The 21904-nt window shown below is 50.0% G+C and carries 19 protein-coding genes; 17 read left to right on the top strand and 2 right to left on the bottom strand.

Annotated elements, in window-relative coordinates; all coding sequences use genetic code 11:
- Positions 1–55: 55 nt before the first annotated feature.
- Together EYB31_RS00485 and EYB31_RS00480 are read left to right on the top strand one after the other, a co-directional pair.
- Positions 56–448 carry a response regulator transcription factor gene (locus tag EYB31_RS00485; RefSeq protein ID WP_131011313.1) on the top strand — a complete coding sequence of 131 codons (393 nt, stop codon included), beginning with the start codon at positions 56–58 and terminating at the stop codon, positions 446–448.
- The gene (locus EYB31_RS00480; protein WP_206105413.1) at positions 441–1370 is read left to right on the top strand and encodes a cyclic di-GMP-binding domain-containing protein, MshE-related; all 930 of its coding nucleotides are present in this window, start codon (positions 441–443) and stop codon (positions 1368–1370) included. Before EYB31_RS00485 ends, EYB31_RS00480 begins: the two co-directional genes overlap by 8 nt.
- A 331-nt stretch (positions 1371–1701) precedes the next feature.
- On the opposite strand, the gene EYB31_RS00475 is transcribed toward EYB31_RS00480, so the two are convergent.
- Positions 1702–2583, bottom strand: a complete 882-nt coding sequence (locus EYB31_RS00475) for an AraC family transcriptional regulator (RefSeq protein ID WP_165452127.1) — start codon at positions 2581–2583, stop codon at positions 1702–1704.
- A 153-nt stretch (positions 2584–2736) separates the two neighbouring features.
- Between EYB31_RS00475 and EYB31_RS00470 the strand changes: the two genes are divergently transcribed.
- The 3 genes from EYB31_RS00470 (at position 2737) to EYB31_RS00460 (ending at position 5855) form a co-directional block, all read left to right on the top strand.
- The gene (locus EYB31_RS00470; protein ID WP_131011311.1) at positions 2737–3546 is read left to right on the top strand and encodes a sugar phosphate isomerase/epimerase family protein; all 810 of its coding nucleotides are present in this window, start codon (positions 2737–2739) and stop codon (positions 3544–3546) included.
- 10 nt (positions 3547–3556) lie between these two features.
- Positions 3557–4729, top strand: a complete 1173-nt coding sequence (locus tag EYB31_RS00465; RefSeq protein ID WP_131011310.1) for a Gfo/Idh/MocA family protein — start codon at positions 3557–3559, stop codon at positions 4727–4729.
- Positions 4730–4850: 121 nt separating this feature from the next.
- The gene (locus EYB31_RS00460) at positions 4851–5855 is read left to right on the top strand and encodes a hydroxyacid dehydrogenase (protein ID WP_131011309.1); all 1005 of its coding nucleotides are present in this window, start codon (positions 4851–4853) and stop codon (positions 5853–5855) included.
- Positions 5856–5927: 72 nt separating this feature from the next.
- On the opposite strand, the gene EYB31_RS00455 is transcribed toward EYB31_RS00460, so the two are convergent.
- A complete protein-coding gene (locus EYB31_RS00455; protein ID WP_131011308.1) occupies positions 5928–6830 on the bottom strand; it encodes a LysR family transcriptional regulator in 903 nt (300 codons plus the stop codon).
- A 258-nt stretch (positions 6831–7088) separates the two neighbouring features.
- On the opposite strand from EYB31_RS00455, the gene EYB31_RS00450 reads away from it, so the two are divergent.
- From EYB31_RS00450 to EYB31_RS00400, 12 genes are all read left to right on the top strand, one after another.
- A complete protein-coding gene (locus EYB31_RS00450) occupies positions 7089–7793 on the top strand; it encodes an isochorismatase family protein (RefSeq protein ID WP_165452126.1) in 705 nt (234 codons plus the stop codon).
- A 29-nt stretch (positions 7794–7822) separates the two neighbouring features.
- Positions 7823–8539, top strand: coding sequence for an isochorismatase family protein (locus EYB31_RS00445; protein WP_165452125.1), 717 nt, complete (start codon positions 7823–7825; stop codon positions 8537–8539).
- A gap of 38 nt (positions 8540–8577) precedes the next feature.
- Positions 8578–10167 carry an ABC transporter substrate-binding protein gene (locus EYB31_RS00440; RefSeq protein ID WP_131011305.1) on the top strand — a complete coding sequence of 530 codons (1590 nt, stop codon included), beginning with the start codon at positions 8578–8580 and terminating at the stop codon, positions 10165–10167.
- A gap of 43 nt (positions 10168–10210) precedes the next feature.
- Positions 10211–11158, top strand: a complete 948-nt coding sequence (locus EYB31_RS00435) for an ABC transporter permease (protein WP_131011304.1) — start codon at positions 10211–10213, stop codon at positions 11156–11158.
- Positions 11159–11197: 39 nt separating this feature from the next.
- Positions 11198–12088 carry an ABC transporter permease gene (locus tag EYB31_RS00430; protein ID WP_131011303.1) on the top strand — a complete coding sequence of 297 codons (891 nt, stop codon included), beginning with the start codon at positions 11198–11200 and terminating at the stop codon, positions 12086–12088.
- A gap of 41 nt (positions 12089–12129) precedes the next feature.
- Positions 12130–14262, top strand: a complete 2133-nt coding sequence (locus EYB31_RS00425; RefSeq protein ID WP_131011302.1) for an ABC transporter ATP-binding protein — start codon at positions 12130–12132, stop codon at positions 14260–14262.
- A complete protein-coding gene (locus EYB31_RS00420; protein WP_131011301.1) occupies positions 14249–15814 on the top strand; it encodes an MFS transporter in 1566 nt (521 codons plus the stop codon). Before EYB31_RS00425 ends, EYB31_RS00420 begins: the two co-directional genes overlap by 14 nt.
- A gap of 40 nt (positions 15815–15854) precedes the next feature.
- Complete coding sequence (locus EYB31_RS00415; protein ID WP_131011300.1) at positions 15855–16541, top strand: isochorismatase family protein; 687 nt, start codon at positions 15855–15857, stop codon at positions 16539–16541.
- A 205-nt stretch (positions 16542–16746) separates the two neighbouring features.
- Entirely contained in the window at positions 16747–16890 is a 144-nt protein-coding gene (locus tag EYB31_RS39995) for a hypothetical protein (protein ID WP_165452124.1), read from the top strand.
- A 163-nt stretch (positions 16891–17053) separates the two neighbouring features.
- Complete coding sequence (locus tag EYB31_RS00410; protein WP_131011299.1) at positions 17054–18646, top strand: response regulator transcription factor; 1593 nt, start codon at positions 17054–17056, stop codon at positions 18644–18646.
- Entirely contained in the window at positions 18630–20378 is a 1749-nt protein-coding gene (locus tag EYB31_RS00405) for a sensor histidine kinase (RefSeq protein ID WP_131011298.1), read from the top strand. The genes EYB31_RS00410 and EYB31_RS00405 overlap by 17 nt, the downstream gene beginning before the upstream one ends.
- 121 nt (positions 20379–20499) lie before the next feature.
- A complete protein-coding gene (locus EYB31_RS00400; protein WP_131011297.1) occupies positions 20500–21849 on the top strand; it encodes an extracellular solute-binding protein in 1350 nt (449 codons plus the stop codon).
- Positions 21850–21904: the final 55 nt, after the last annotated feature.

Here is a 21904-nt window from a genome sequence, read left to right as displayed (position 1 = left end):
TCAATATAATGGAAATGCAACAATAATGTCGAGAAGGGGCAGGTGTATTAACGTGATGATGAGTTCCAAATTCCAAGTTCTGGTGTGTGACGATTCTTTACTGATCCGTAAAAAGCTAAGAGAGATGTTAGAGAAAAAAGACGGAATTGAAGTATTGGAAGCCGCCAACGGTAAAGAGGCTGTTCACATTTGTAAAACCAATCGCATTTCGATTGTATTTCTGGACATTGTGATGCCCGAACAAGACGGACTTGAAGCGCTTATCGACATCAAGCAGATCGATCCTTCGATTATTGTCATTATGGTTTCATCGGTAGGTACGGAAGGCAATTTAAGAAAAGCGATTAAAACCGGGGTCAGCGATTTTATTCAGAAGCCGGTTACTCCCGAAAATGTAGAGCTGATTTTGTCCAAATACTTGTACAGGGGGGAGGAGCAGCATGTTTAGTCAATATTTCGGATACTACTTGCTGGAAAAAGGGTATATTAACTTCGCCCAATTGGAAGAGGTATGGGAGCACCAAAAGAAAACACATGTCAAGCTGGGGTTGTTAGCGGTCAGTGATGGGTTATTAAGCGTGGAGCAGGCGGAACAAGTTCATGCTCAACAGATGCAAAAAGATAAAAAATTCGGAGAAATTGCCGTCGAAGCCGGCTTTTTAACGGAGGAACAATTAAACGGGCTGCTGTCTTCGCACAAAAACAATCACCTGCTTTTAGCGCAAGCCCTTGTCGAGAAAAAGTATATGAACTTATATCAAATTGCTATGACTTTGTTTCAATACAAAAAAGAGCACGGCTTGTCGGACGAGCAGTTTGCTTCCATTAAGAATGGCGATATCCGCACGCTTGTCGACGCGATGTTGAAGATGAGGGAAGGGATGTACCCCGCGGTGATCGTAGATTATTTATCGCTGCTGGTCAAAAACGTGATCCGGTTTATTGATCCGCATGTTTGGCTGGAATTTAAGGAATGGAATGCCCCGATAGCTTATGAATGGATGTCCTTCCAGCAGATCCAAGGGGAACTGACCATGTATACCTATATCGTTTCGGACCGTGTCAATTGGATAAAAACAGCTTCCCGTTACGCCGGGGAGCCACTTTCCGAGGCGGATGAAATGGCCGAGGCCTCGGTTGGGGAATTTTTGAATCTTCAGAACGGAATCTTCCTCGTCAATATGTCCGACCGCGGACAAGAATTAAGCTTAACGCCGCAATATGCCGAGTCGCCGGTATCGATGAATCAATGCCCCTCATCCATTTTGGTTACCGTCCATTATACGGAAGGGTCATTTGATTTTATAACCAGCACCGAGCCTGCGCATATAAAACAATACGCGCTGGTTAACAACGCAGCTTCGCTGTAACTCTGTTATATAGCCGGATCAATGTGTGACAGGTTGTTCAGATTTTATTAGTTCAAGACTATGCAGATTAGGGCCGTCCGATGATCGGATGACCCTATTAAACTTTATATGACCGCTATATGCCCGCTTAATCGGGTTGCATGGGGATGGATGATATCGTGAAAATATACCAGGATGCATGCGAACGTTATCAGAAAAGCGTTCAATAATGAAACGCCGTAACGGGCGGGCAGCGGGACGAAACCTACGCTTATCTGGGATTCGTCCGACTGCCGTGCAGCGCCGCAACCTACGCCTTCAGATTCGCGTGCGCGGGCAATTCACCCCAAGCTTAATTTCGGCGGAATTGGGCCGGGGGTATGCCCAGCTTTCTTTTAAACATCCGGTAGAAATGGGTAACGTGATTAAAGCCGGATAACTCGGCGATTCGCTCTATGCTCAGCTCCGGGTGACCTTTCAGCAGTCTGACCGCTTCGTTCAACCGGATCTCGTTTACATAATCGATAAACGTCATTCCCTTGATCAGCTTGAAAATGGAAGTAAAGTAGGATGGGGACATGGCCGCTTTGGCGGCTACATCTTGAAGTTTTAAATTGTCGGTGTAATGTTGTTCGATATACGACAGGGCTTGTTCCAAATGATCGCGATGCAGGTGAATGATGCGGTGTTCTTCGGCTTTTTCCGTATAATTCAAAAATTCGCGGCCTGCCAAAACAAGCAGCTTCTGCAGGCCGGATTTGATAATCAGCTCGTAACCCGCGGATTTATAGGCGAATTCCTCCAGCATCTCGTTAATTAATTCTTCTATGATCCGTTGTCTGGCATACGATACGTTCAGCTTTGGAAGAAGCGTGTCATTAAGCTGTACGAACGGCTGAATGAAAGCAAAATCGATAAAGCTGTCCATATCAAACAAGTCCGCCATATGACGATCCATGAGTGTGGGCAGAAAATCAATATGAACGATTTCGATGTCGTGCCCGGGTAGGGTTTCAAGCTTATGCTCGTACATCGGGGGAATCGAGAACAGGTCTCCTTTTACCAGAACAACTGTTTTGCCGCGAAGATGATGAATGCAGCTGCCTTTCTGGACATAGCAGATTTGAAAATATTCATGGGCGTGAATGGGCGAATTTAACGTCGTATGATCCTTAATTTGAATGGTGAACGGGAACGATTCCTGCATAATGTTCTTGTAGGCGATCAGTCTCATCACGGTACCTCCATTCCCTAACATTTACGTTTATTATTTTATCATGAAATAGGTTAAATAAATCAGCGAATAATGCAAGGTAGACTAGGGTTCGTCTTGGTAGAATGAGATGAGTATTGAAATTCAGTTTAAATGAACAACCGGGAGGGTGTTATGAAAATAGCTTTTCAAACTTTGGCATGCCCCTTATGGGATTGGGATACGATCGTGTCCGAAGCCCATCGTCTGGGGTACGACGGAATCGAAATTCGCGGTATAGAAGGCGAGATGTATCTCCCGAAGGCCCGTCCGTTTCTGCCGCAAAACATCGAGCGGACCAAAGTCCAATTAAAGGAACTAGGCCTGGAAATTTGCTGCCTCGATACGGGATGCTCATTTCACGATAACGAACAATTCGATAAGGCCATTACGGAGGGGCAAGAGACGATTCTTTTGGCTGAAAAGCTTGGAGTGCCCTACATCCGTGTGTTCGGAGACAAAATCCCCGATCAGGCTAAGCAAGCCGATACGATCCGGCAGGTGGCGAGGGGACTTGAGCAGCTCGGCCAATATGCGGAAGGCAAAGGCGTGACAGTGCTGCTTGAAACACACGGCGACTTCAACAATCAGGAAATTGTCTCGGAAGTATTCCGTTTGACGCAGAGCGCGGCAATTGGGTTGTTGTGGGATTTCGAGCATCCATTTATGCACGGGGAGCAGCCGGAAGTGACTTATAAGAACCTTTCCTCATGGATTCGGCACACGCATGTCAAAGACGCCATAAGGGAAGGCGGCGAAAAACGATTAACTTTGATCGGAGACGGCGAAGTGCCGGTTCCCCAAATCGTCCGTCTGCTTAAGGAAGGCGGTTATACGGGGTGGTTGTCGTTGGAATATGAAAAAAAATGGGTGCCGACGTTAGACGAGCCTGAAACATCATTGCCCGCTTATATTCAATATATAAAAAAAGTGCTTGCAGAATAGGAGAGATCACATGGAACGATTAAACGTAGCTCTTGTTGGTTTGGGGAATATCGGGAAAACCCACTTAATGTATTTGCGCGATATGCCCTACGTGCATTTGGCCGCAGTATGCGACATCGACCGTAAAAAAGCTGAATATTTCGCCAAGGAAACGGGTGCCGCGGCTTACTTCGATGTGAATGAGATGTTTAATGAAATCAAACCGGACGCGGTTATTATCGGGGTCCCGCATTACGATCATCCGTCCATTGCTATTGAAGCGTTTGCCCGCGGGATTCACGTCTTGTGCGAAAAGCCGATATCGGTTCATGTGAACGATGCCAAGCGGATGCTGCAAGCCTACGAAGAGGCGAAACGGACCTATCCGAACCTGGAATTCGGGCTGATGTTCCAAGAGCGCTTATACCCCCATTACCGCAAAATAAAAGACATTCTTCAGGGAGGGGAACTGGGCAAGCTGGTGCGGGTGACCTGGATCAATACGACGATGTTCCGCTCACAGGCCTATTATAACAGCGGCGGCTGGCGTGCGACCTGGGCGGGAGAAGGCGGAGGCATCCTTGTCAATCAATGCCCGCACACACTTGACATGTATCAGTGGCTCTTCGGACTGCCGGAGAAAATCAGCGCACACGCGCATATCGGCAAATATCACGATATTGAAGTGGAAGACGAAGTCACGGCTTATTTCGAGCATCCGGAAGGCATGATCGGCCACTTGGTGGTATCCACAGCGGAATCCCCCGGAACGAACCGGCTGGAAATTGTCGGGGATAACGGCAAGCTGGTGTACGAGGACGACAAGCTGGTCATGTGCCGCAATCGCCAGCCTATGCTCACCTTCTTGAAGGAAACCGATTTAAGTTTTGGCCGTGTCGAAAATTGGTATACCGAAATCCCGATTCCAAGCACGAAGACGGGGCATCATGTGGTGGCTGAGGCATTTTTCCGCCGGATCATGCAGGGGAGCGGGGAACTGATCGCTTATGGGTATGAAGGCTTAAACTCCGTGACGATTGCCAATGGGATTATGCTCTCATCTTTTAACAAAACGATCGTCAACGTGCCCATCGATGCGGACGCATACGAAACCAAGCTGAATGAGCTTATCGCGTCATCCAAGTTTGTCAAGACGGTCCAAACCGAAGTGAAGATTGATATGGAAAATTCCTTTGGACGGTAAATAAAAAAGCGTTGCATGCTACGGCTTTACATGGAGTTTTTGCGGGTACATTGGCTCGCCGCTCCCTGTTTAGCCGTTTTATCGTACCCACATACCAATTGAAATAAAGGGGAGCTGGCTGATGAAAGGCTGTTTTGTAAGCAAAAACGGTATCAAAATCGACTATGTATTTGGAGGGGGGAGAAAAGCCCAGCTCTCATCCGAACTGGATATGCTTGATGAAATCATAAGCAGGGCCAACATGGACACGTTTAAGGAGAAATTGCAAGATATCGATGTCATTTTTGCGACCTGGGATATGGAGGACTTTACGCAAGCGGAAGTTCGCGATTACTTTCCGAATTTGAAGGCTGTATTTTACGCGGCAGGATCTGTCCGGTATTTTGCCGGACCGTTTCTTGAAAGCGGAGTCAAGGTGATCAGCGCGTGGGGAGCGATGGCCATTCCGGTGGCCGAATTTACGGTTTCGCAAATCGTTCAAGCCAATAAGGGTTATTACTTGGCTATGTCCCTATTCAGAGAAAAGGGCTATGCAGATGCCAACGCTTTGGCAACAAGAGCATTTCCGGGCACCTACCATACCAAGGTAGGGATATTGGGGGCCGGCATGATTGGCAAACTGGTTATCCATATGCTGAAAAGTTATTCCGTCGATATTTTTGTCTACGATCCGTTTATGAGTGAGGAACAAGCGATTTCTCTTGGGGTAAAAAAGAGCTCTCTGGAGGAAATATTCTCGGAGTGTCAAACCATTTCCAATCATATAGCCAATAATCCGCAAACGGTGGGCATGCTGGACTACAAGCTTTTTACATTAATGAAAAACAACGCGGCCTTTATCAATACGGGAAGAGGGGCTCAGGTGGTTGAAGCGGACCTCGCCAGGGCACTAAGAGAGAAGCCGGAGCGATGCGCTATACTGGATGTTACCTATCCGGAGCCTTGCCCGCCGGAGCATGAATTTTGGCAATTGCCCAACTTATTTCTTACCCCCCATATTGCCGGTCTCGCCGCGGCTGAGGTTTGGCGAATGGCGGATTACATGATGGCAGAGTTCAGGCGCTTTAAGCAAGGACAGAGGCTGGAGTATGAGGTTACGCTTTCCATGCTTTCCACCATGGCCTGACCATGCAGCTTTCATCAAGTGGTGCCCGGGCAGGAGCAAGCGCTCCAAAGCCCGGCTTCCATGGCTTCGGTTTCAGCCGATCCCGGTCAAATTCCAATAATGCTCCTTCAAGTGGCGAATGAGCAGCTGATCCAAGCTGTTAAGGGGATCCTCGTAATACATGAGATATGTCTGACTGCGCGGGAACGGATCGTCCTGCAGCGGGACGGCAATCAGCTCGCCGCGCTCGATTTCCTGCTGCATATAGGAAGGAGAATAGAAAAATACGCCTGCATTTCTTGCTACTAACCATTTGATCAGCTGAAGATTGTTGGTTTCGAACCGTGTCGTAAATTTCACGTTCTGTTGGTTGAGCGAAGCTTCCAGCTCTTTACTGTATTGGGTCTCGCGGGGGTAAGAGATGACGGGCTCGCGAAGCGCCTCCTCAAGATTTACTTTTCCCGCCTTGGCCATCGGGTGGGAGGTGGAGACGATCAGCATGGTCGGCTCGCTGTGGAGCAGATGATACGACAGGTGGGGATCGTTGGAGGTGTACCGGGTGATCGCTACCTGAAACTCCTTGTTTTTAATCAGCCGCACAAGCTCATTGGCGGCGTAAGTATGCACTTGGACCGAAATATCCGGATATCTCGATAGAAAGGAGGCTATAATTCGAGGCAGGACGCAAGCCGCATACGAATTGTTGCAGCCGATGGTCAGCTTCCCTATGGCCCCTTTTTTTACAAGCTCGATGGCGTCCCGGCCATCAATGACTGCCGCCAAAGCCTTTAATGCAAAAGGCAGAAACGCTTCCCCCTCCGGCGTCAGCTTAATTTCCCGTTTTCCCCTCATGAATAAGGACTTTCCCAGCTCTTTTTCCAATTGATTGATTCGATGCGATACAGTCGGTTGGGGAATATAAAGTTTCTCCGAGGCTTTCTGAAAGCTTCCCGATCGATAGATCGCTACGAAAGTTTCCATTTGTTCAAGAGTCATGATGTTCCCTCCATCCACTATATTTTGTTATATATTATAACATTAAAGTTACATAATTTTATGTTTTATTTAATATTATGTAATAATAACTAACATATATGTAGGGTATGCATTCATTTTATGAATGTAATCATGAAAAATAGATTATTTACATTAGAAAAATCTCGCTTTATATTTATGTCAAGGGAAACAATGTTATATAAAATAACATAAACCTTACGAAAGTGACGCTAAACCAAACAAATGGAGGGAAACCGCATGAAAGCAAATTGGCAAGCATTCTTAAGCGAACGCGACAAGGAGCATGACAAGCTGTGGGGGAAGAAGGCGCTGGCAGGCTTTGGAGAGAAGCCGGCGCTTGTCCTGATCGACATTTATTACAGCGTCCTTGGTTTACGGCGCGAACCGATCTTCGAATCGATGAAGTTGTGGCCATCCAGCACAGGGCTTGAAGGATGGGCGGCCGTTGACCGTACGGCCATACTGCTGGCGGCGGCGCGCGATAGCGGAATTCCGGTCATTCATGTGAAAGGGATGGAGGGAATCACGCCATGGATGCGCAGCAGGAGGAAAAAGAACCCGGCTATGACGGAGGAACTGCGCAAGAAAGGCATGGAGATTGTGGAAGAAGTGAAGCCGCTGCCCGGCGAGCTGGTCATTGAGAAGTCGGCTCCCAGCGCCTTTCATGGCACGCCGCTGCTGTTCCAACTGATCGCTCTGGGCGTCGATACGGTCATTTGCGCCGGAGAAACGACCAGCGGTTGCGTCAGAGCGTCCGTGGTGGACGGGGCGACTTACCGGTTTAAGATGGGCGTTGTTGACGAATGCTGCTTCGATCGGACGGAAGCGTCCCATCATATGAACTTATACGACATGCACCAGAAATACGCCGATGTTGTGGATCTTGATTATGCCGTCGATTATTTCGGGAAAGTCGCCGCGAGGCGCGCGGTTACTATATAAAATAAAACTAAATGAAGGAGGAATTGGATATGTACGGATGGGAGCCATTTTTAAGCGAGCGGGATAAGGAACACGACAAACTGTGGGGGAAAAAGGAGCCGGCAGGCTTCGGGAAAAATCCGGCCTTGGTGCTGATCGATATTTACTACAGCGTACTGGGACTTGCAAGGGAGCCGATCATGCAATCCGTGAAAAAGTGGCCGATGAGTACGGGGCTGGAGGGCTGGCAGGCCGTCGACGAAACCGTCGGGCTGCTCGCCGCCGCCCGGGACAACGGCATTCCCGTCATTCATGTGAAGGGCCTCCATACGGGAGTGCTTCCCTGGAGCCGGGGAGGCGGCCGCAAGGGCGAAATTCCGCTCACGGAGGAGGAGAAGCGGCTTGGCACGCAGATTGTGGAGGAAGTAAAACCGCTGCCCGGCGAGCTTGTTATCGAGAAGGCGGCGGCCAGCGCCTTCCACGGCACGCCGCTGCTGTTTCAACTGAATGCGCTGGGGATTGATACGGTCATCTGCGCCGGGGAAACGACCAGCGGTTGTGTCCGCGCTACGGTGGTGGATGGAGCGACCTTCCGGTTTAAGATGGGAGCTGTGGCGGAATGCTGTTTTGACCGGACTGAGGCCTCCCATTATATGAATCTGTACGACATGCATCAGAAATACGCCGATGTTGTCGCCAAGGAGATGGCCATCGCTTATTTCCAGAGCATATCGGCAGAACGTAAAGTCGTTTCCCAAGCGATCTAAACCGATCATCTAATCCGATACAAGAGGGGGGAGTCCGGATGGAAAAAGCAAAACGACGCAGCATGCCGTTGATTGGACTCTTGTTAACCGGCGCGCTGCTGCTTGCCGGCTGCGGAGGCGAAAGCGCCGCACCGAAAGCGGAAGAAAGCGGAGCCGGTGGAACCGGAGGAGCCGCCGTAGAGCAAAAAGCGCTGAAGGTTCGTTTTTACGACGATCCCGCGGGATTCGACCCCGCTTCCATTTTCCGTATCGAAAACGAAAATATCGCCTTCAACATCTTTAGCGGCCTCACCACCTACGATTCGCAGACCGGCAAAATTATTCCCGATCTCGCGGAGAAATGGGAAAGTCCCGACAATAAAACCTGGACATTCCATTTGCGCAAAGGCGTGCAGTGGCAGGGCGGATTGGGAGAATTCAAAGCCAAAGACGTGGTCTACAGCTACAAACGCATCCTTGATCCGAAGACCGCATCGCCTTATCAAGCCGAATTTAACAATGTGGCGTCCATCGAGTCGCCGGACGATTACACCGTCGTTATTACGCTGAAGAAACCGGACGGCAATTTCCTGCATCAGGTGGCCAACTACCACCAAGGGCAAATTGTCAAACAGGAGGCGGTGGAAAAATACGGCGACCAGTTCAAATGGCATCCCGTCGGCACGGGGCCTTATGCGCTGGAGAGCATTGATCCCAATTCCCATATTGTGCTGACCCGGAATGAGGGTTACTACGGCGGTCCGGCGCCGATTCCGCGCATCGATTTCAGCATCATCAAGGATGATCAGACGGCTACGATTGCGCTGCAGAATGGGGAAGTGGATCTGGCGATGCGGATCAGCCGCCAAGAATCGCTCGACCAGTTGGAGGCCGCAGGCTTCAAGATGAACCATGTGGACAATTATGCGGCGTCGCTGAAGGTGTTTAACCTTTCCAACAAATACTTGAAGGACATTCGAGTACGGCAAGCGTACGCGTATGCGGTTGATTACGGCTCAATCGTCAATTCCATCTCGCCTAAGCTGCAAGCTCCGGCAAACAGCCTGCTGATGGATTGGATGGACGGTTACACCGAAGATACGGTTCATTACAAATACGATCCCGAGAAAGCCAAGGCATTGATGAAGGAGTCGGGTTATGACAGCGGCATTACGATCAAGCAATTGACCACATCGGCAACCGGAGTCACCGATACGATGCAGCTGGAGAAGGAATATTTATCAAAGGTCGGCATCAACCTCGAATTCGATCTTGTGGATACGCCCACCTTCAACAAGCGGCGGAACGACGGCGATTTCGACACGACCTCGAGACTGCTCCCGGCCGTAAACCCGGACACACTGCTCTTCAGCTTCTTCCACCCGGATAATCTGGCTCCCAAAGGATTAAACGGCGCCCGTTACGACAACAAGGATTTGACGTCAAAGCTGGAATCGGCACGCGCCGAGGTCGACAAAGGCAAACGCACGGAGCTTTACAAAGAAGTGCAGCAGATTGCGATGAAGGATGTGCCGTACCTTCCGCAATATACAAGCAATGTGTATTGGCCCGGCAAAAAGGAAATCGGCGGCGTTGTAATCAACAAGCTGGCCCAAGTTAATTTCCGCGACGTCTCCTGGACCAAATAACGATTTGCCCTGCTAGTGCCATTTTATTGGGAGGTGACGTTCCATGGTGCTCTATTCCGTCAAAAAGCTTGCTCAAATGCTGCTCACACTCCTCGGGGTGATCACGCTTGTCTTTTTTGCCCTCAGGCTGATTCCCGGCGATGCCGCCTCGGCGCTCGCCGGAGATCACCTCTCGGCAGCGGCGATGGCCGAGCTGCGCGAGAAATTGGGGCTGAATCAGCCGTTATGGCAGCAGTATTTGCAGTATCTCGGGCATCTGTTCCAGCTTGATTTCGGCAATACCATTACGACTTCTTTGTCGATTAAGGGTTTACTCTCCAAATCGCTGCCGATTACGGTGCTCATTGCGATATGCACAGTGGTATTCAGCGTGGCCATCGCGATTCCATTGGGGACTCTTGCGGCTTATTTGGCGAATCGAGGCAAAAAAATGCTCGACAATGCGCTGATGTGGCTGGCGATGGTCGTCGATTTGATGCCTTCCTTCTGGATGGCGCTGCTGCTGATGCTTTTGTTGTCCTTGAGTTTGCATCTGCTGCCGGCAACGGGTCCGATTTCATTTGACCGGCCCGAGTTCATGCTCCGCCGGATGGCGCTGCCGATCGCCGTATTGTCGATCAGCCAGATTGCCAGCCTGGCCCGGATTACGCGAACCAGCGTGCTTGAGGTGCTGAACGAGGATTACGTCAAGACCGCCCGGGCGCTTGGCACGCCTTCGCTTGCCGTCGTTTTCCGGCATGCGCTGCGCAATGCGGCGCTGCCCATCGTTACCGTCGTCGGTTTAAATTTCGGACACTTGCTGAACGGAACCGTCATTACCGAGTTCATTTTCTCCATACCGGGAGTTGGGACTCTGCTGGTGAACGGGATCAACAGCCGGGACTATCCGCTGGTGCAAAATGTCATTCTGGTGTACGCCGCCTTGTTTATTCTGGTTAATATACTGACCGATTTGGTATACAAAAAGCTTGATCCCCGCGTTCAATTCTAGCTTCACTTACCGGTAACCGGGGATAATAGGAGGGTTAACATGGAAACGGGAACATCTACAGTCGTTACTCAGCAGCCCCTATTCGAACCGTCTCGCTTGCGCTTGCCGTATCTGAATGCACTTATCCGCAATAAACAGGCTCGCTGGGCCATACTGCTGCTTATTCCGCTGCTGCTGCTGGCGTGGCTTGCGCCTATTCTGCCCCTCTCTCCGCCTCTGGAGTCGAATGTGCGGGCCAGCCTGCATGCGCCTTCGCTGCAGCATCCGTTTGGCACGGATAAGCTGGGGCGCGATGTATTAAGCCGCACCTTGGCGGGTATCCGCGTATCCCTCTTGGTCGGCATAACCGTATCCGTGCTGGCGATGGCCGGCGGTATGCTGGTCGGCACGTTGTCCGGCTTCTTCGGCCGCCGGGTAGACCGGACGGTTATGGCCGTCGTGGACATATTTCTATCGTTTCCGTCGCTGCTGCTGGCCATCGGGCTGGTAGCGACGCTGGGAGCGGGCACGCTGCCGGTCATCATCGCCATCACGATCGCCGATCTGCCAAGAATGATCCGGCTGCAGCGTTCCGTGGTGCTCAGCCTGAAGTCGCGGGCGTTCATCGATGCGGCGCGCATCGTATCCGCGCCCAAGAGCTGGCTGATGCGGAAGCACATCATGCCCAATACGCTGGCGCCTATGCTTGTTGCAGGCAGCATTACGGCAGCGAACGCCATCCTGACGGAAGCGGCGCTCAGCTTTCTTGGGCTTGGCATCACTCCGCCCGCGCCGTCGCTGGGCAACATTATTCACGACGGGCAGATGTACCTGCAGCAGGCATGGTGGATATCCGTATTGCCCGGCATGGTCATCCTCTTGATCACTATCTCGCTGCATTTTTTCAGTGACGGCATTCGTATCGTATTGGATCCGAAATCCCGGCAATAAATCCGGCATGCATCCCGGCAATCAAGAGAGGAGGAACTTCTATGGATAAGACGGTTCCACGGCATGACTTTGCGGTATTCCGCGAGCCTGGCGATGTTCTGGCGGCGGCTTCGCCTGAAGCGGTGCTTGAGGTCGAAGGATTGCATACGCATTTTGAGACCGAAGGAGGTACGGTCAGAGCGGTCAACGGCGTTTCGTTTACGCTGGCTCCTGGCGAACGGATGGCGATTGTCGGGGAAAGCGGTTCGGGCAAAAGCGCGATGGCGATGTCCTTGATTCGTCTTGTCTCTTATCCCGGCAACATTGTTTCCGGCAGTATCCGCTTTGCGGGCAAAGATTTGCTGAAGGCGGGGGAACGGGAGATGAACCGGCTGCGTGGCGGCGATATCGGCACCGTTTTTCAGGATCCGATGACCTCGCTGGACCCTGTTATGAAGATCGAAGACCAGATGGTTTTGCCGATTCGTCGGCATTTGGGCTTAAGCGCCAAGGAAGCTTCCGTCAGGGCGGCGGAGCTTCTGGCGAAGGTCGGCATTCCCGATCCGCAGGCCAGGCTGCGCCAATATCCGTTTGAGCTGAGCGGCGGGATGCGCCAGCGGGTGCTTATAGCGATGGCGATTGCCTGCAATCCAAAGCTGATTATCGCCGACGAGCCTACTACGGCGCTTGACGTGACAATACAAGCTCAAATCGTAGAGCTGCTGAAGCAGCTAACATCGTCTACAGGGAGCGCCATGCTGTTTATTACCCACGATTTGGGCCTGGTAGCCCGGTTTGCCCACCGTGTGGCGGTGATGTACGCAGGGAAGATCGTGGAGACGGGCCAGGTCGAAGACGTATTTCTCCGTCCGCAGCATCCGTACACGCAAAGCCTGCTGCGGACGATTCCCAGCATGACCGGTCCCAAGCCGGCCCGGCTGCTGCAGATTGAAGGATTGCCGCCCGACATGCGGCATCCGGTCAGCGGGTGCGCCTTCAAGGAGCGGTGCGCCGCAGCGCAGGGCCGCTGTTCGGTGGAAGCGCCGGAGTTGCTCGCTTCAAGCGGCGAGCCAAGCTCGGGGCAGGGACACCTCGCTGCCTGCTGGGTAGAAGGCGGCTTAAGCAGCGTGTTGGAATCCAGAGAGGAGGATGAGTTGTTCACGCGGTTCAAGGCGGATGCGGCAAGCGACACGGGAAGGCCTGATCTTCCCGATTTTGAAGAAGGTGAGGATGTGTTGTCCGTACAAGGGCTGCGCAAACAGTTCCTGCGCAAGCCGGGCCTGCCTTGGAAACCCGCGGTGAAGGTGCAGGCCGTAAACGGGATCGATCTCCGCTTGCGCCGGGGGGAGACGATCGGTCTGGTCGGCGAAAGCGGCTGCGGCAAAAGCACGACCGCCAGGCTGCTGCTGCATTTGGAGGAACCGACCGGCGGCACGATTGCGGTCAACGGCGAGCCGCTCACGAGTTTGCAGGATGAGAGTTGGATATCGTACCGCAAGCGGGTGCAGATGGTGTTCCAAGACCCTTACGCGTCCTTTAATCCGAAAATGACGGTTTCCGAAATCATTTGTGAGCCGCTTGATGTGATGAAAATCGGCACCCGCCCCGAGCGGCAGCGCAAAGCCTATGATTTAATCCAAAAGGTAGGACTGGATCCGGCGTATCTCAGCCGGTTTCCGAGCCAGCTCAGCGGAGGCCAGCGGCAGCGGGTGGGCATCGCCCGGGCGCTTGCGCTTTCTCCCGACGTGATTGTGGCCGATGAACCGACTAGCGCGCTTGACGTATCCGTCCGCGCGCAAGTAATCAATCTGCTCAGCGATTTGAAAAACGAGCTGGGCATCAGCTTTATTTTCATCTCGCACGATCTGTCTACGGTACGCTACATTTCCGACAAGATCGCCGTGATGTATTTGGGAGAAATTGTGGAGATCGGTCCGTCGGAGGATGTGTTTCAAGCTCCGATGCATCCGTACACAAGCGCCTTACTGGCAGCTGTGCCGATCCCGGATCCGGTCAAAGAGCGCAGCCGCTCCGTCGAATTGCTGACGGGCGACCTGCCCAGCCCCGCGAACCCGCCTGCCGGATGCGCCTTCAGCAGCCGCTGCCCGATGGCTTCGATTCGCTGCCGGGAGGAGAAACCCGCGCTTGTGCAGTTTGGGGAACGGAAGGCGGCATGCCATTATGCCCATGCGTAAATGGAAGATGCGCGCGGCTGCGGCAGCACACGATTTGACCCCGCAGGAAAGGCTGTACGCAAAGGTGGGGATTTGGGCGGGACTTGTGTTTTTTACAGTGACGTCCGTTGCGCAGCCTTTCTTTTCTTTGTATGCGGAATCGCTTGGCGCTTCCACGGCGGAAATCGGGCTGCTCGTCATGCTCCGTTCGCTGCTGCCGCTGTTTATTGCGATGCCGGTCGGACAGCTGATCGATTCGCTTGGCGCCATGACAATGTCGCGGGTCGGTTTTCTGAGTCTCGTGTTGTCGCTGCTGCTGATGGCGGGGAGTGTCTCGCCGTTGTGGCTCGGATTGTCTCAGGTATTGATGGGAGCTTCCATTATTATTAGTTCCTCCTCCCTGCAGGTGCTCGTATCGGGGGGAGGGGTCGCTTCCCGCAACCGGAGCATTAACAATTATTCGATGGCGATGTCGGCCGGAGGTATGCTTGGCCCGCTGCTCGGCGGGGCCGTTGTTTCCATGGCGGGCGGCGGCACGGATGCGTACAGGGAGGCATTTTGGCTGGCGCTCGCATGTTCGATCGCCGCTGCACTTCTGTTAATTATAGCTTCGACGCTTAGACGCGAAAAAGTGAAAAAGGCTGATCATACCGCCCGAGAAGCCGTGGATGCGGCCGCAGGAGCGGGCGGGGGACTGGAGACGGCCCCGGAAGCCGCAGGATCGGCAGCGGAAACGGAAGCGCCAGCGACGACAGGATCGAAGCCAGGGGCCGGTCGAGCCTCGGATCCCGTGTACAGCGGCTCGGCCGCCTCTGCGGCGTCGACCGTACGCGATGCGTTCCGGCTGAGCCGCATGCTGGACAGCTATGCGAGCGGGTTCCGGTTGTCGCGTCTGCGGGGCGTCAGATTCGGCTTGGCCGGAACCTTCCTGATCATGTTTATTCAGGCGTTGTCCATGAGTTTTATGCCGCTGTTTTTAAATTCGGCGGGGTATGCCGCTTGGCAAATTTCACTGATCGTATCGCTAAATGGCTTAGCGGGACTGCTGTCCCGGTTCTGTCTGGATTCTTTGATCCGGCGCGCCGGACTGGAGAAGCTGCTGCTGGCCGCAGGAGGTTTGGCGGCTGCATGTTTGGTCGTGATTCCTCCGGCTTCCTTGCACGGAATCACGTTTGCGGTGCTGACGATTGTGCTTGGAGGCGCCGTCGGTCTCAACCTGCCTGTGAGCATCATGATTATGGTCAACGATACAGGGGACGGCGACCGGGGCAAGGTGATGGGTTTGAGGCTGCTTGCCAACCGCGTGTCCCAGCTTATGAGTCCGGCGATGTTTGGTTTTCTGGGGCAGACGCTGGGATTGTCGGCGGCGTTTTATACCGGCGGGGCCGTTCTGCTAGCTGCTGTAGCGGGGTTCACGGTCGCAAGCGGCTATCGGCCGCGGTGGAAGAACAGCGAAGCGGCGTCAGCCAGGCGAGCTGGATCAGTCGCTCCTCGCTTGCCGGATATGGGCGATACCCCGGCGGGGGCTGTTTCTTCGCAGGTGAAGCAGGTTCAATATTCAGAGGTAAAATAGGCGTGCCATTCAATAATAAAAACCGAGGAGGCGAAGACGGATGGATGCATTTGAAGATCATTGCTGGGAGGACGTTGTCGACCAAGAGGTGTTGGACATTTATAAGGCATACCGGCGGGAAACCTATATCGGCCGCAAGCCGGCGCTGCTTGTCATCGATTTGTACAATCTAGCCTTTCAAGGCGGCGCCAAACTGCCTATAGAACTGCAGGATACTTTTCCGAGTTCTTGCGGCAAGTACGCCTGGGAAGCCGTTGAACCGACCCGCCGATTACTGGCCCGCTGCAGGGAGTTGGATATTCCCGTCGTTTATTCGACTGCGGATACGAGAATGCGCAAGAAAAGCAGCATTTCCGCTACGAACCGCAAAGGGGCTGCGCCAACGGAGGATGCTTTCGAGATTTTTGAGGCATACCATCCCGAACCCCAAGATTTGATTATTTACAAATCCCGCGCCAGCGCATTTTATGGCACGACGCTTGCCGCTCAATTAACGATGATGGGCATCGACAGCTTAATTGTCGTTGGCGAGTCGACCAGCGGCTGCGTACGCGCCAGCGCAGTGGACGGTTATTCGTACGGCTTCCACGTGTCGCTTGTTGAGGAATGCTGTTTTGACCGAAGCCCGCTATCCCACAAGATCAGCTTGTTTGATCTGCATCATAAGTATGCGGATGTAATGCACATCGAAGAAGCTTTGGATCATTTGGCCGTAAAGGAAACCTGAGGCGGATGAAATAGTAGAGCGGAGGGAGTTCTATGCCAACTCTTCATCGGTCCAGTTGCGTACAACAGCAGCATTAATAGGCGAAATCGGCAGGTTGACTTCGCCTGACGGTTGTGCGGAAGATACCTGAACATGCACAACTTAACGAGCTTCAATCCCTGTGGCGTTATGCTGCGGGGTTTTTTGGCGTACCCGGTGAATAAACTTGATGGGACATCAAAAGATGCAAAACACATCATTTACTGCTACAGGAGTAAGAGCAAGTGACGATGGGCAAGCGATTGCAAAGAAAAGTAAGGATACTGCAAATATCCCGTGGTTTGTCATGCTTGGGGCCGCTGTGCTCTAACAATGGATTTCTGCCTTGGCCAGTTACATCATGGGTTGTCTTCCATTTATTTGCTGCGAAAGATGTCTTATTTGATTATAATAGTTATAGCTGATTTTAGTTGATTTTAGCTGAGTTTTTTGCGTGTACAAGGCTCCAATATGGCGGTATATAGGAGGGAAAGATGAATTTATTAAAAGTAATGCTAATAGATGACGAAATTCTGGCGATCAATCATTTAAAGGAGTTAATAGCCTGGGAGGCATCTGGCTATGAGATTGTGGCAGCATGCACAAGCTCTGTGAAAGCGTTTCATATATTTGAGGAAATGTCTCCTGATATTGTAATTGTAGATATACGTATGCCTACAGTCGATGGTCTGGAGCTTAGCAGGAAAATGCTTGCTTCGGGGCGTCAGGTGAAAATTATGCTATTGACCTCCTATAAGGAGTTCGAATATGCAAAGCAAGCTCTTGAACTGGGAATCTCCAGTTATTTGTTAAAACATGATATCCATGAAGCCAGCTTGATTCATGAACTGGACAAGCTCAGGAATCAGCTGAATCAGCAAAAGAATCGGGATAACCTCATGCAAGGCCAATATTTTAAAGGTATTATAGAAGGCAGAAATCGAGACTTAAAAATCGAGCAGGAAATGAAAATTAGCGATTTTAATAAAAATTCAAGCTTGTATTTTTTGCTTTTCGAGTTGGTTATGCCGTATCCTGTCATTCCCTATAACCCTAAACAGTTTTTGAAATTACCAGCCCCTAGGTTTTATGATGATTTGAATTTCAAGCAATTGAGGCATATATATGCATATAAAGTACCTCTTGGAGACTACACGTGGGGATTGCTGCTGAAAATAGTCGATCATACAAGCGAATACCAATTGTATGGAGAAGTTCATGAAGCGGCCCAAGTCATACTGCAGCAGTTCAAGGAGCAGTACGATCATCCCATGACGGTTGGCATGTCCAACCGGTTTGACAATCTCGAGGAGCTCTCCGCTATATATGAGCGGGCAAAAAGTACAGTCCAGTACTCCATCTACGTGGGCAGGGGAGGGATCATAAGCTTTCAAGATTTCGACAGCAAGCCGCTCGAGGATTCTTCAAAACTTAAGCTAGAGCTGAAGAGAATCGCAGATTCGCTTCAGACAATGGATATTGAGCAATCATGCAGGCTCATAGACCAGCTATTTCATGACATCATCTTGAAGCGCTATGAGTTCGCCGTCTTTCAAATGGTCTGCAGTGAATTGGTGAACAGTTTAAATCGTTTCCGCCAAAAACATTATCTAGGTCATTTATCGGACATAGAAGATGGGGATATGGATTTGCAGCAATGGTGGTACACTGTATCCGATATCAAACGATGGTTTCAGGAGGAATTTCGGAGAACGGCTATGCGTATTAAGCATAGTGGCACAGGGCAGTATTCCAGAAGAGTCCAGCAGATCATTGCCTACATTTATGAGCATTATATGGAGGCTATTTGCGTAACGGATATAGGTGAAACCTTCAATTTAAGCGGAGACTATGTAAGGCGTCTATTTAAAGAGGAAACGGGACAAACCGTGTCGGATTTCATTGTTTTCGTGAAGATGGAGAAGGCCAGGCAATTTCTGGAGAGCGGGCATTATAAAGTTTATGAAGTATCCCAAATGGTCGGCTATACGAGCCAGTATTTCAGTCAAATTTTCCGTAAAACATATGGCAGGAGTCCTCTAGAGTATGTGAAAAAAGGAGCGGAGGAGCATGAATCTGTCGATTAAGTTGAAAATTATTTTAAGCACCTTTCTGGTTGTGGCCATGTCTTTATCGGCCTCTTCTTTTTTTATTTATAACTATGTGACAGGCATCATTAAAGAGCAGTCGATTGAAGAGAATACGATCAAGCTTAATCAAGTCACACAGCAATTGACGAAGATGCAGGAGCAGGTGAAAAAAACAACGGCTTACATCATTTTGGATGAAAAACTAAACAAGCTGACAAATCAAAACTTTCAAGACGATTATGATCTTTCATTTTACGCAATTTATGAGACGGAATTAGAACTTAGACGTTATGTAGCCTTTAGTGATAATATCATCGATATTATTTTATTGCGCGACGATGGCATGTTGTTTTCCAGCAATCGAACTTTTGAAAGCTATTACCAGGAGAAGATTAAAGAGAGCTGGTTTACCGATTATATTGATCGAGGCTACAATGCGGGATTTTCCGGTGTCCATGATATATTCGTCAATTCGACCCGAACGGAACAAGTCATTAGCTATATTACGAGTTTTAAAAATACGGAAATTGACTCTGCCCACAAATTTACCCTGATCCTTAATGTAAACCGGGCCAATATTGAAAATATTTTCGAGAAGAGTGTGAGCGATTTTGAAAATTTGATTCTGCTGAATAGAGACAATCAAATTATTGCTAGCAGCTATGCATCCGAGGAATTCAGCAATATGGATATTGTTGAAAAGTCCATGGATAAGAGCAAAAGTTATGTGGAGGACAGGGAAAATATAGCCATTTCGAATATCCTCGGTTATGATGGCTGGAAGCAAATTGCGGTCATCGCCAAAGACAAGCTGCTCGGTAAAATAAACTGGATATTTGTATATTTCATTGTCATTGTGGCAGCAAGTCTGTTGCTGGCATTATTGATTATGATTCCAACCATCCTAAATATAACGAAACCCATCTCGAAGCTGGTAGCTGCTATGAAAAAAGTGTCCAGAGGCAATCTGGATACTAGTCTGACTATCCAAAGCAGAGACGAATTGGAGATCATGGGCAAGGTATTCAATAGGATGGTCAGCGATTTGAATGAATATATGACGACTTCCATTAATGATGAGAAAGTCAAGCGCCGTATGCAGTTGGACCTGCTTATTTCCCAGATTAATCCCCATTTTATTTATAACACGCTAAATACGATCATTTATTTAACCAGAGCGAATAGGAATCAAGATGTTATTGTCATTACGGATTCGTTCATTCGTATCCTGCAGGATACGATAAAGACGGGAGAGGAAGCCATATTTGCAACGGTAGCTGAGGAATTGGCTATAATTCAAAATTACTTGACTATTCAGAACTATCGTTATCCGGATATGTTTGACGTGGAGTTTCTAGTAAATGAAGATGTACTGAATATGCAGATTCCTCGCATGGTCATTCAGCCGATCGTTGAGAATGCTTTATTCCATGGCATTCATCCGGCGGAACATCGGGGGAATTTGAAAATCGAAATCAAGCTGCACTCTGACTATATATCGGTAGCGATTACTGATAATGGAATAGGAATGGATGGGACAACGATGAACCAGATTTTCAAAGGAAGCAAGAAGTTGTCCACAAATCATCAGACAAGAAGTATTGGCTTGAATAATATTAAGGAACGACTGGCTGCCCTTTATGGACCCAATGAATATAACATCAATATAGTGAGTCATGTGGGACAAGGAACAAAAGTAGAGTTTTCATTTTACCCAAAAGCCATATAGCGGTTTCAGATGTATCCAGAATTCGAACAAAATAACCGGATTGTAATCTATGTGGTTGATCTCATTGCATGCTACGATTATTTTTGTAAGCGAATCCATTTTATAAAAGGGGACAGGTTCAATGAACAAGAAAGTTGTTAGTAAGTCGTCATTTGTTGTTTTATCTATGATGCTGCTTGCTGCTTGTAACACTCAACCGGCACCGCCCGCCCCGCCGGCAGCGCCGTCTCCGCCAGTTGCAAAAATGGATTTGAAGTCTGAGGATGTCAAAGGAACGGTTACCGAATGGAATTGGAATGCGCAATTTCCTGCGTATGAAAAGGAGACGCTAGGGAAGAAGTTTCCCAATCTAAAGTTCGAAGCGACAGTTGTCGCTACGGGTGATTACTTGCAGAAACTTCAAAGCAGTATTGCTTCCGGGACCGATGTGCCCGACATTATTCTGGCGGAGATAGGCACTAGAGGGAAGCTCTACAATATGGATATCCTGGAGAATTTGGAAGCTCCGCCATACAATTTCGATCGCAAAACATTTTTTCCCTACGAGGTGCCTTTGCACATGAATGAGAAGGGCCAGATCGTAGGGGTGGAGCAGCAACTGACTACATCGGGATTTGCTTTTCGAAGAGATTTAACCAAGCAATTTTTTGGTGTGGACGATCCTGACAAAGTTGAAGAAGTAGTGAAGGACTGGGATGCTTTTATTAAAGCAGGACAGCTTGTGAAAGAGAAGAGTGGCGGCCAGGTTTATATGATGGCAAGCCTTACCGATGCATTAACCGCACTTAGAGGGCAAACTGCTCAAGAGTATATCAAAGGCGATGAAATTGATATAACCAAACGTCTTAAGAACGCGTTTGAAATCGCCTTCAAGCTGAGAGATACAGGAATCTTGGGTAAATATGAGCAGGGCTCGCCGGCATGGAATGCAGCATATGCCAAAGGGGATGTTATTTTCTGGAATAGTGCTACATTCTCGCCAAAGTCGGGCATGTACGCCAACGACAAAGAGAAAGGCACTGGAAGATGGGGCTTGGTTAAAGCGCCGGGTGGCGGCTTTACAATGGGGGGCACATCTGTCGGTATCTATAAGAACAGCAAAAACAAAGAAGCGGCTTGGGAGGTTATTAAATACCTTTACCTTTCCAAAGAAGGCTTCTCCAATACGTATCGGGAATTCGGTTATATACCGGGTGTGCAATCGTTCTTCGAAGGGGCGGACACACCGATTGACCAACCGGGCAGATACGATGAATTTTTTGGCGGACAAAATCTTGCCAAATATCATATTACAAAAATACTCCCAGGGGTTAAAGGACAACCTCAATCCAAATACGAAACCATCGTAAATGAGGCGATCGGTAAACTCCAACCGCAGTTTATCCAACAAGCCAATATGACACCACAGCAGGCGCTTGACAAGATTAAAGATGAGATCAAGCTTAAGGCGCCCAACGCAATTGTTAAATAAATCAGTAAGCGTGGCGGAAACGGGGAGCCATAGCGGCTGCGCGGCATAACCGATG

Source organism: Paenibacillus thalictri (assembly GCF_004307995.1).
GTDB classification, from domain to species: Bacteria; Bacillota; Bacilli; order Paenibacillales; family NBRC-103111; genus Paenibacillus_AF; species Paenibacillus_AF thalictri.
Note: the sequence above shows the minus strand (reverse complement) of the source record. Positions and strands in the feature narration are given on the sequence as shown.

Coding starts and splice junctions, on each gene's coding strand:
- EYB31_RS00455 (WP_131011308.1), bottom strand. CDS start 6,830: ATGACTCTTGAACAAATGGAAACTTTCGTAGCGATCTATCGATCGGGA.
- EYB31_RS00440 (WP_131011305.1), top strand. CDS start 8,578: ATGGAAAAAGCAAAACGACGCAGCATGCCGTTGATTGGACTCTTGTTA.
- EYB31_RS00485 (WP_131011313.1), top strand. CDS start 56: ATGATGAGTTCCAAATTCCAAGTTCTGGTGTGTGACGATTCTTTACTG.
- EYB31_RS00445 (WP_165452125.1), top strand. CDS start 7,823: ATGTACGGATGGGAGCCATTTTTAAGCGAGCGGGATAAGGAACACGAC.
- EYB31_RS00480 (WP_206105413.1), top strand. CDS start 441: ATGTTTAGTCAATATTTCGGATACTACTTGCTGGAAAAAGGGTATATT.
- EYB31_RS00420 (WP_131011301.1), top strand. CDS start 14,249: ATGCCCATGCGTAAATGGAAGATGCGCGCGGCTGCGGCAGCACACGAT.
- EYB31_RS00460 (WP_131011309.1), top strand. CDS start 4,851: ATGAAAGGCTGTTTTGTAAGCAAAAACGGTATCAAAATCGACTATGTA.
- EYB31_RS00430 (WP_131011303.1), top strand. CDS start 11,198: ATGGAAACGGGAACATCTACAGTCGTTACTCAGCAGCCCCTATTCGAA.
- EYB31_RS00415 (WP_131011300.1), top strand. CDS start 15,855: ATGGATGCATTTGAAGATCATTGCTGGGAGGACGTTGTCGACCAAGAG.
- EYB31_RS00435 (WP_131011304.1), top strand. CDS start 10,211: ATGGTGCTCTATTCCGTCAAAAAGCTTGCTCAAATGCTGCTCACACTC.
- EYB31_RS00400 (WP_131011297.1), top strand. CDS start 20,500: ATGAACAAGAAAGTTGTTAGTAAGTCGTCATTTGTTGTTTTATCTATG.
- EYB31_RS00425 (WP_131011302.1), top strand. CDS start 12,130: ATGGATAAGACGGTTCCACGGCATGACTTTGCGGTATTCCGCGAGCCT.
- EYB31_RS00405 (WP_131011298.1), top strand. CDS start 18,630: ATGAATCTGTCGATTAAGTTGAAAATTATTTTAAGCACCTTTCTGGTT.
- EYB31_RS00410 (WP_131011299.1), top strand. CDS start 17,054: ATGAATTTATTAAAAGTAATGCTAATAGATGACGAAATTCTGGCGATC.
- EYB31_RS00475 (WP_165452127.1), bottom strand. CDS start 2,583: ATGAGACTGATCGCCTACAAGAACATTATGCAGGAATCGTTCCCGTTC.
- EYB31_RS00450 (WP_165452126.1), top strand. CDS start 7,089: ATGAAAGCAAATTGGCAAGCATTCTTAAGCGAACGCGACAAGGAGCAT.
- EYB31_RS00470 (WP_131011311.1), top strand. CDS start 2,737: ATGAAAATAGCTTTTCAAACTTTGGCATGCCCCTTATGGGATTGGGAT.
- EYB31_RS00465 (WP_131011310.1), top strand. CDS start 3,557: ATGGAACGATTAAACGTAGCTCTTGTTGGTTTGGGGAATATCGGGAAA.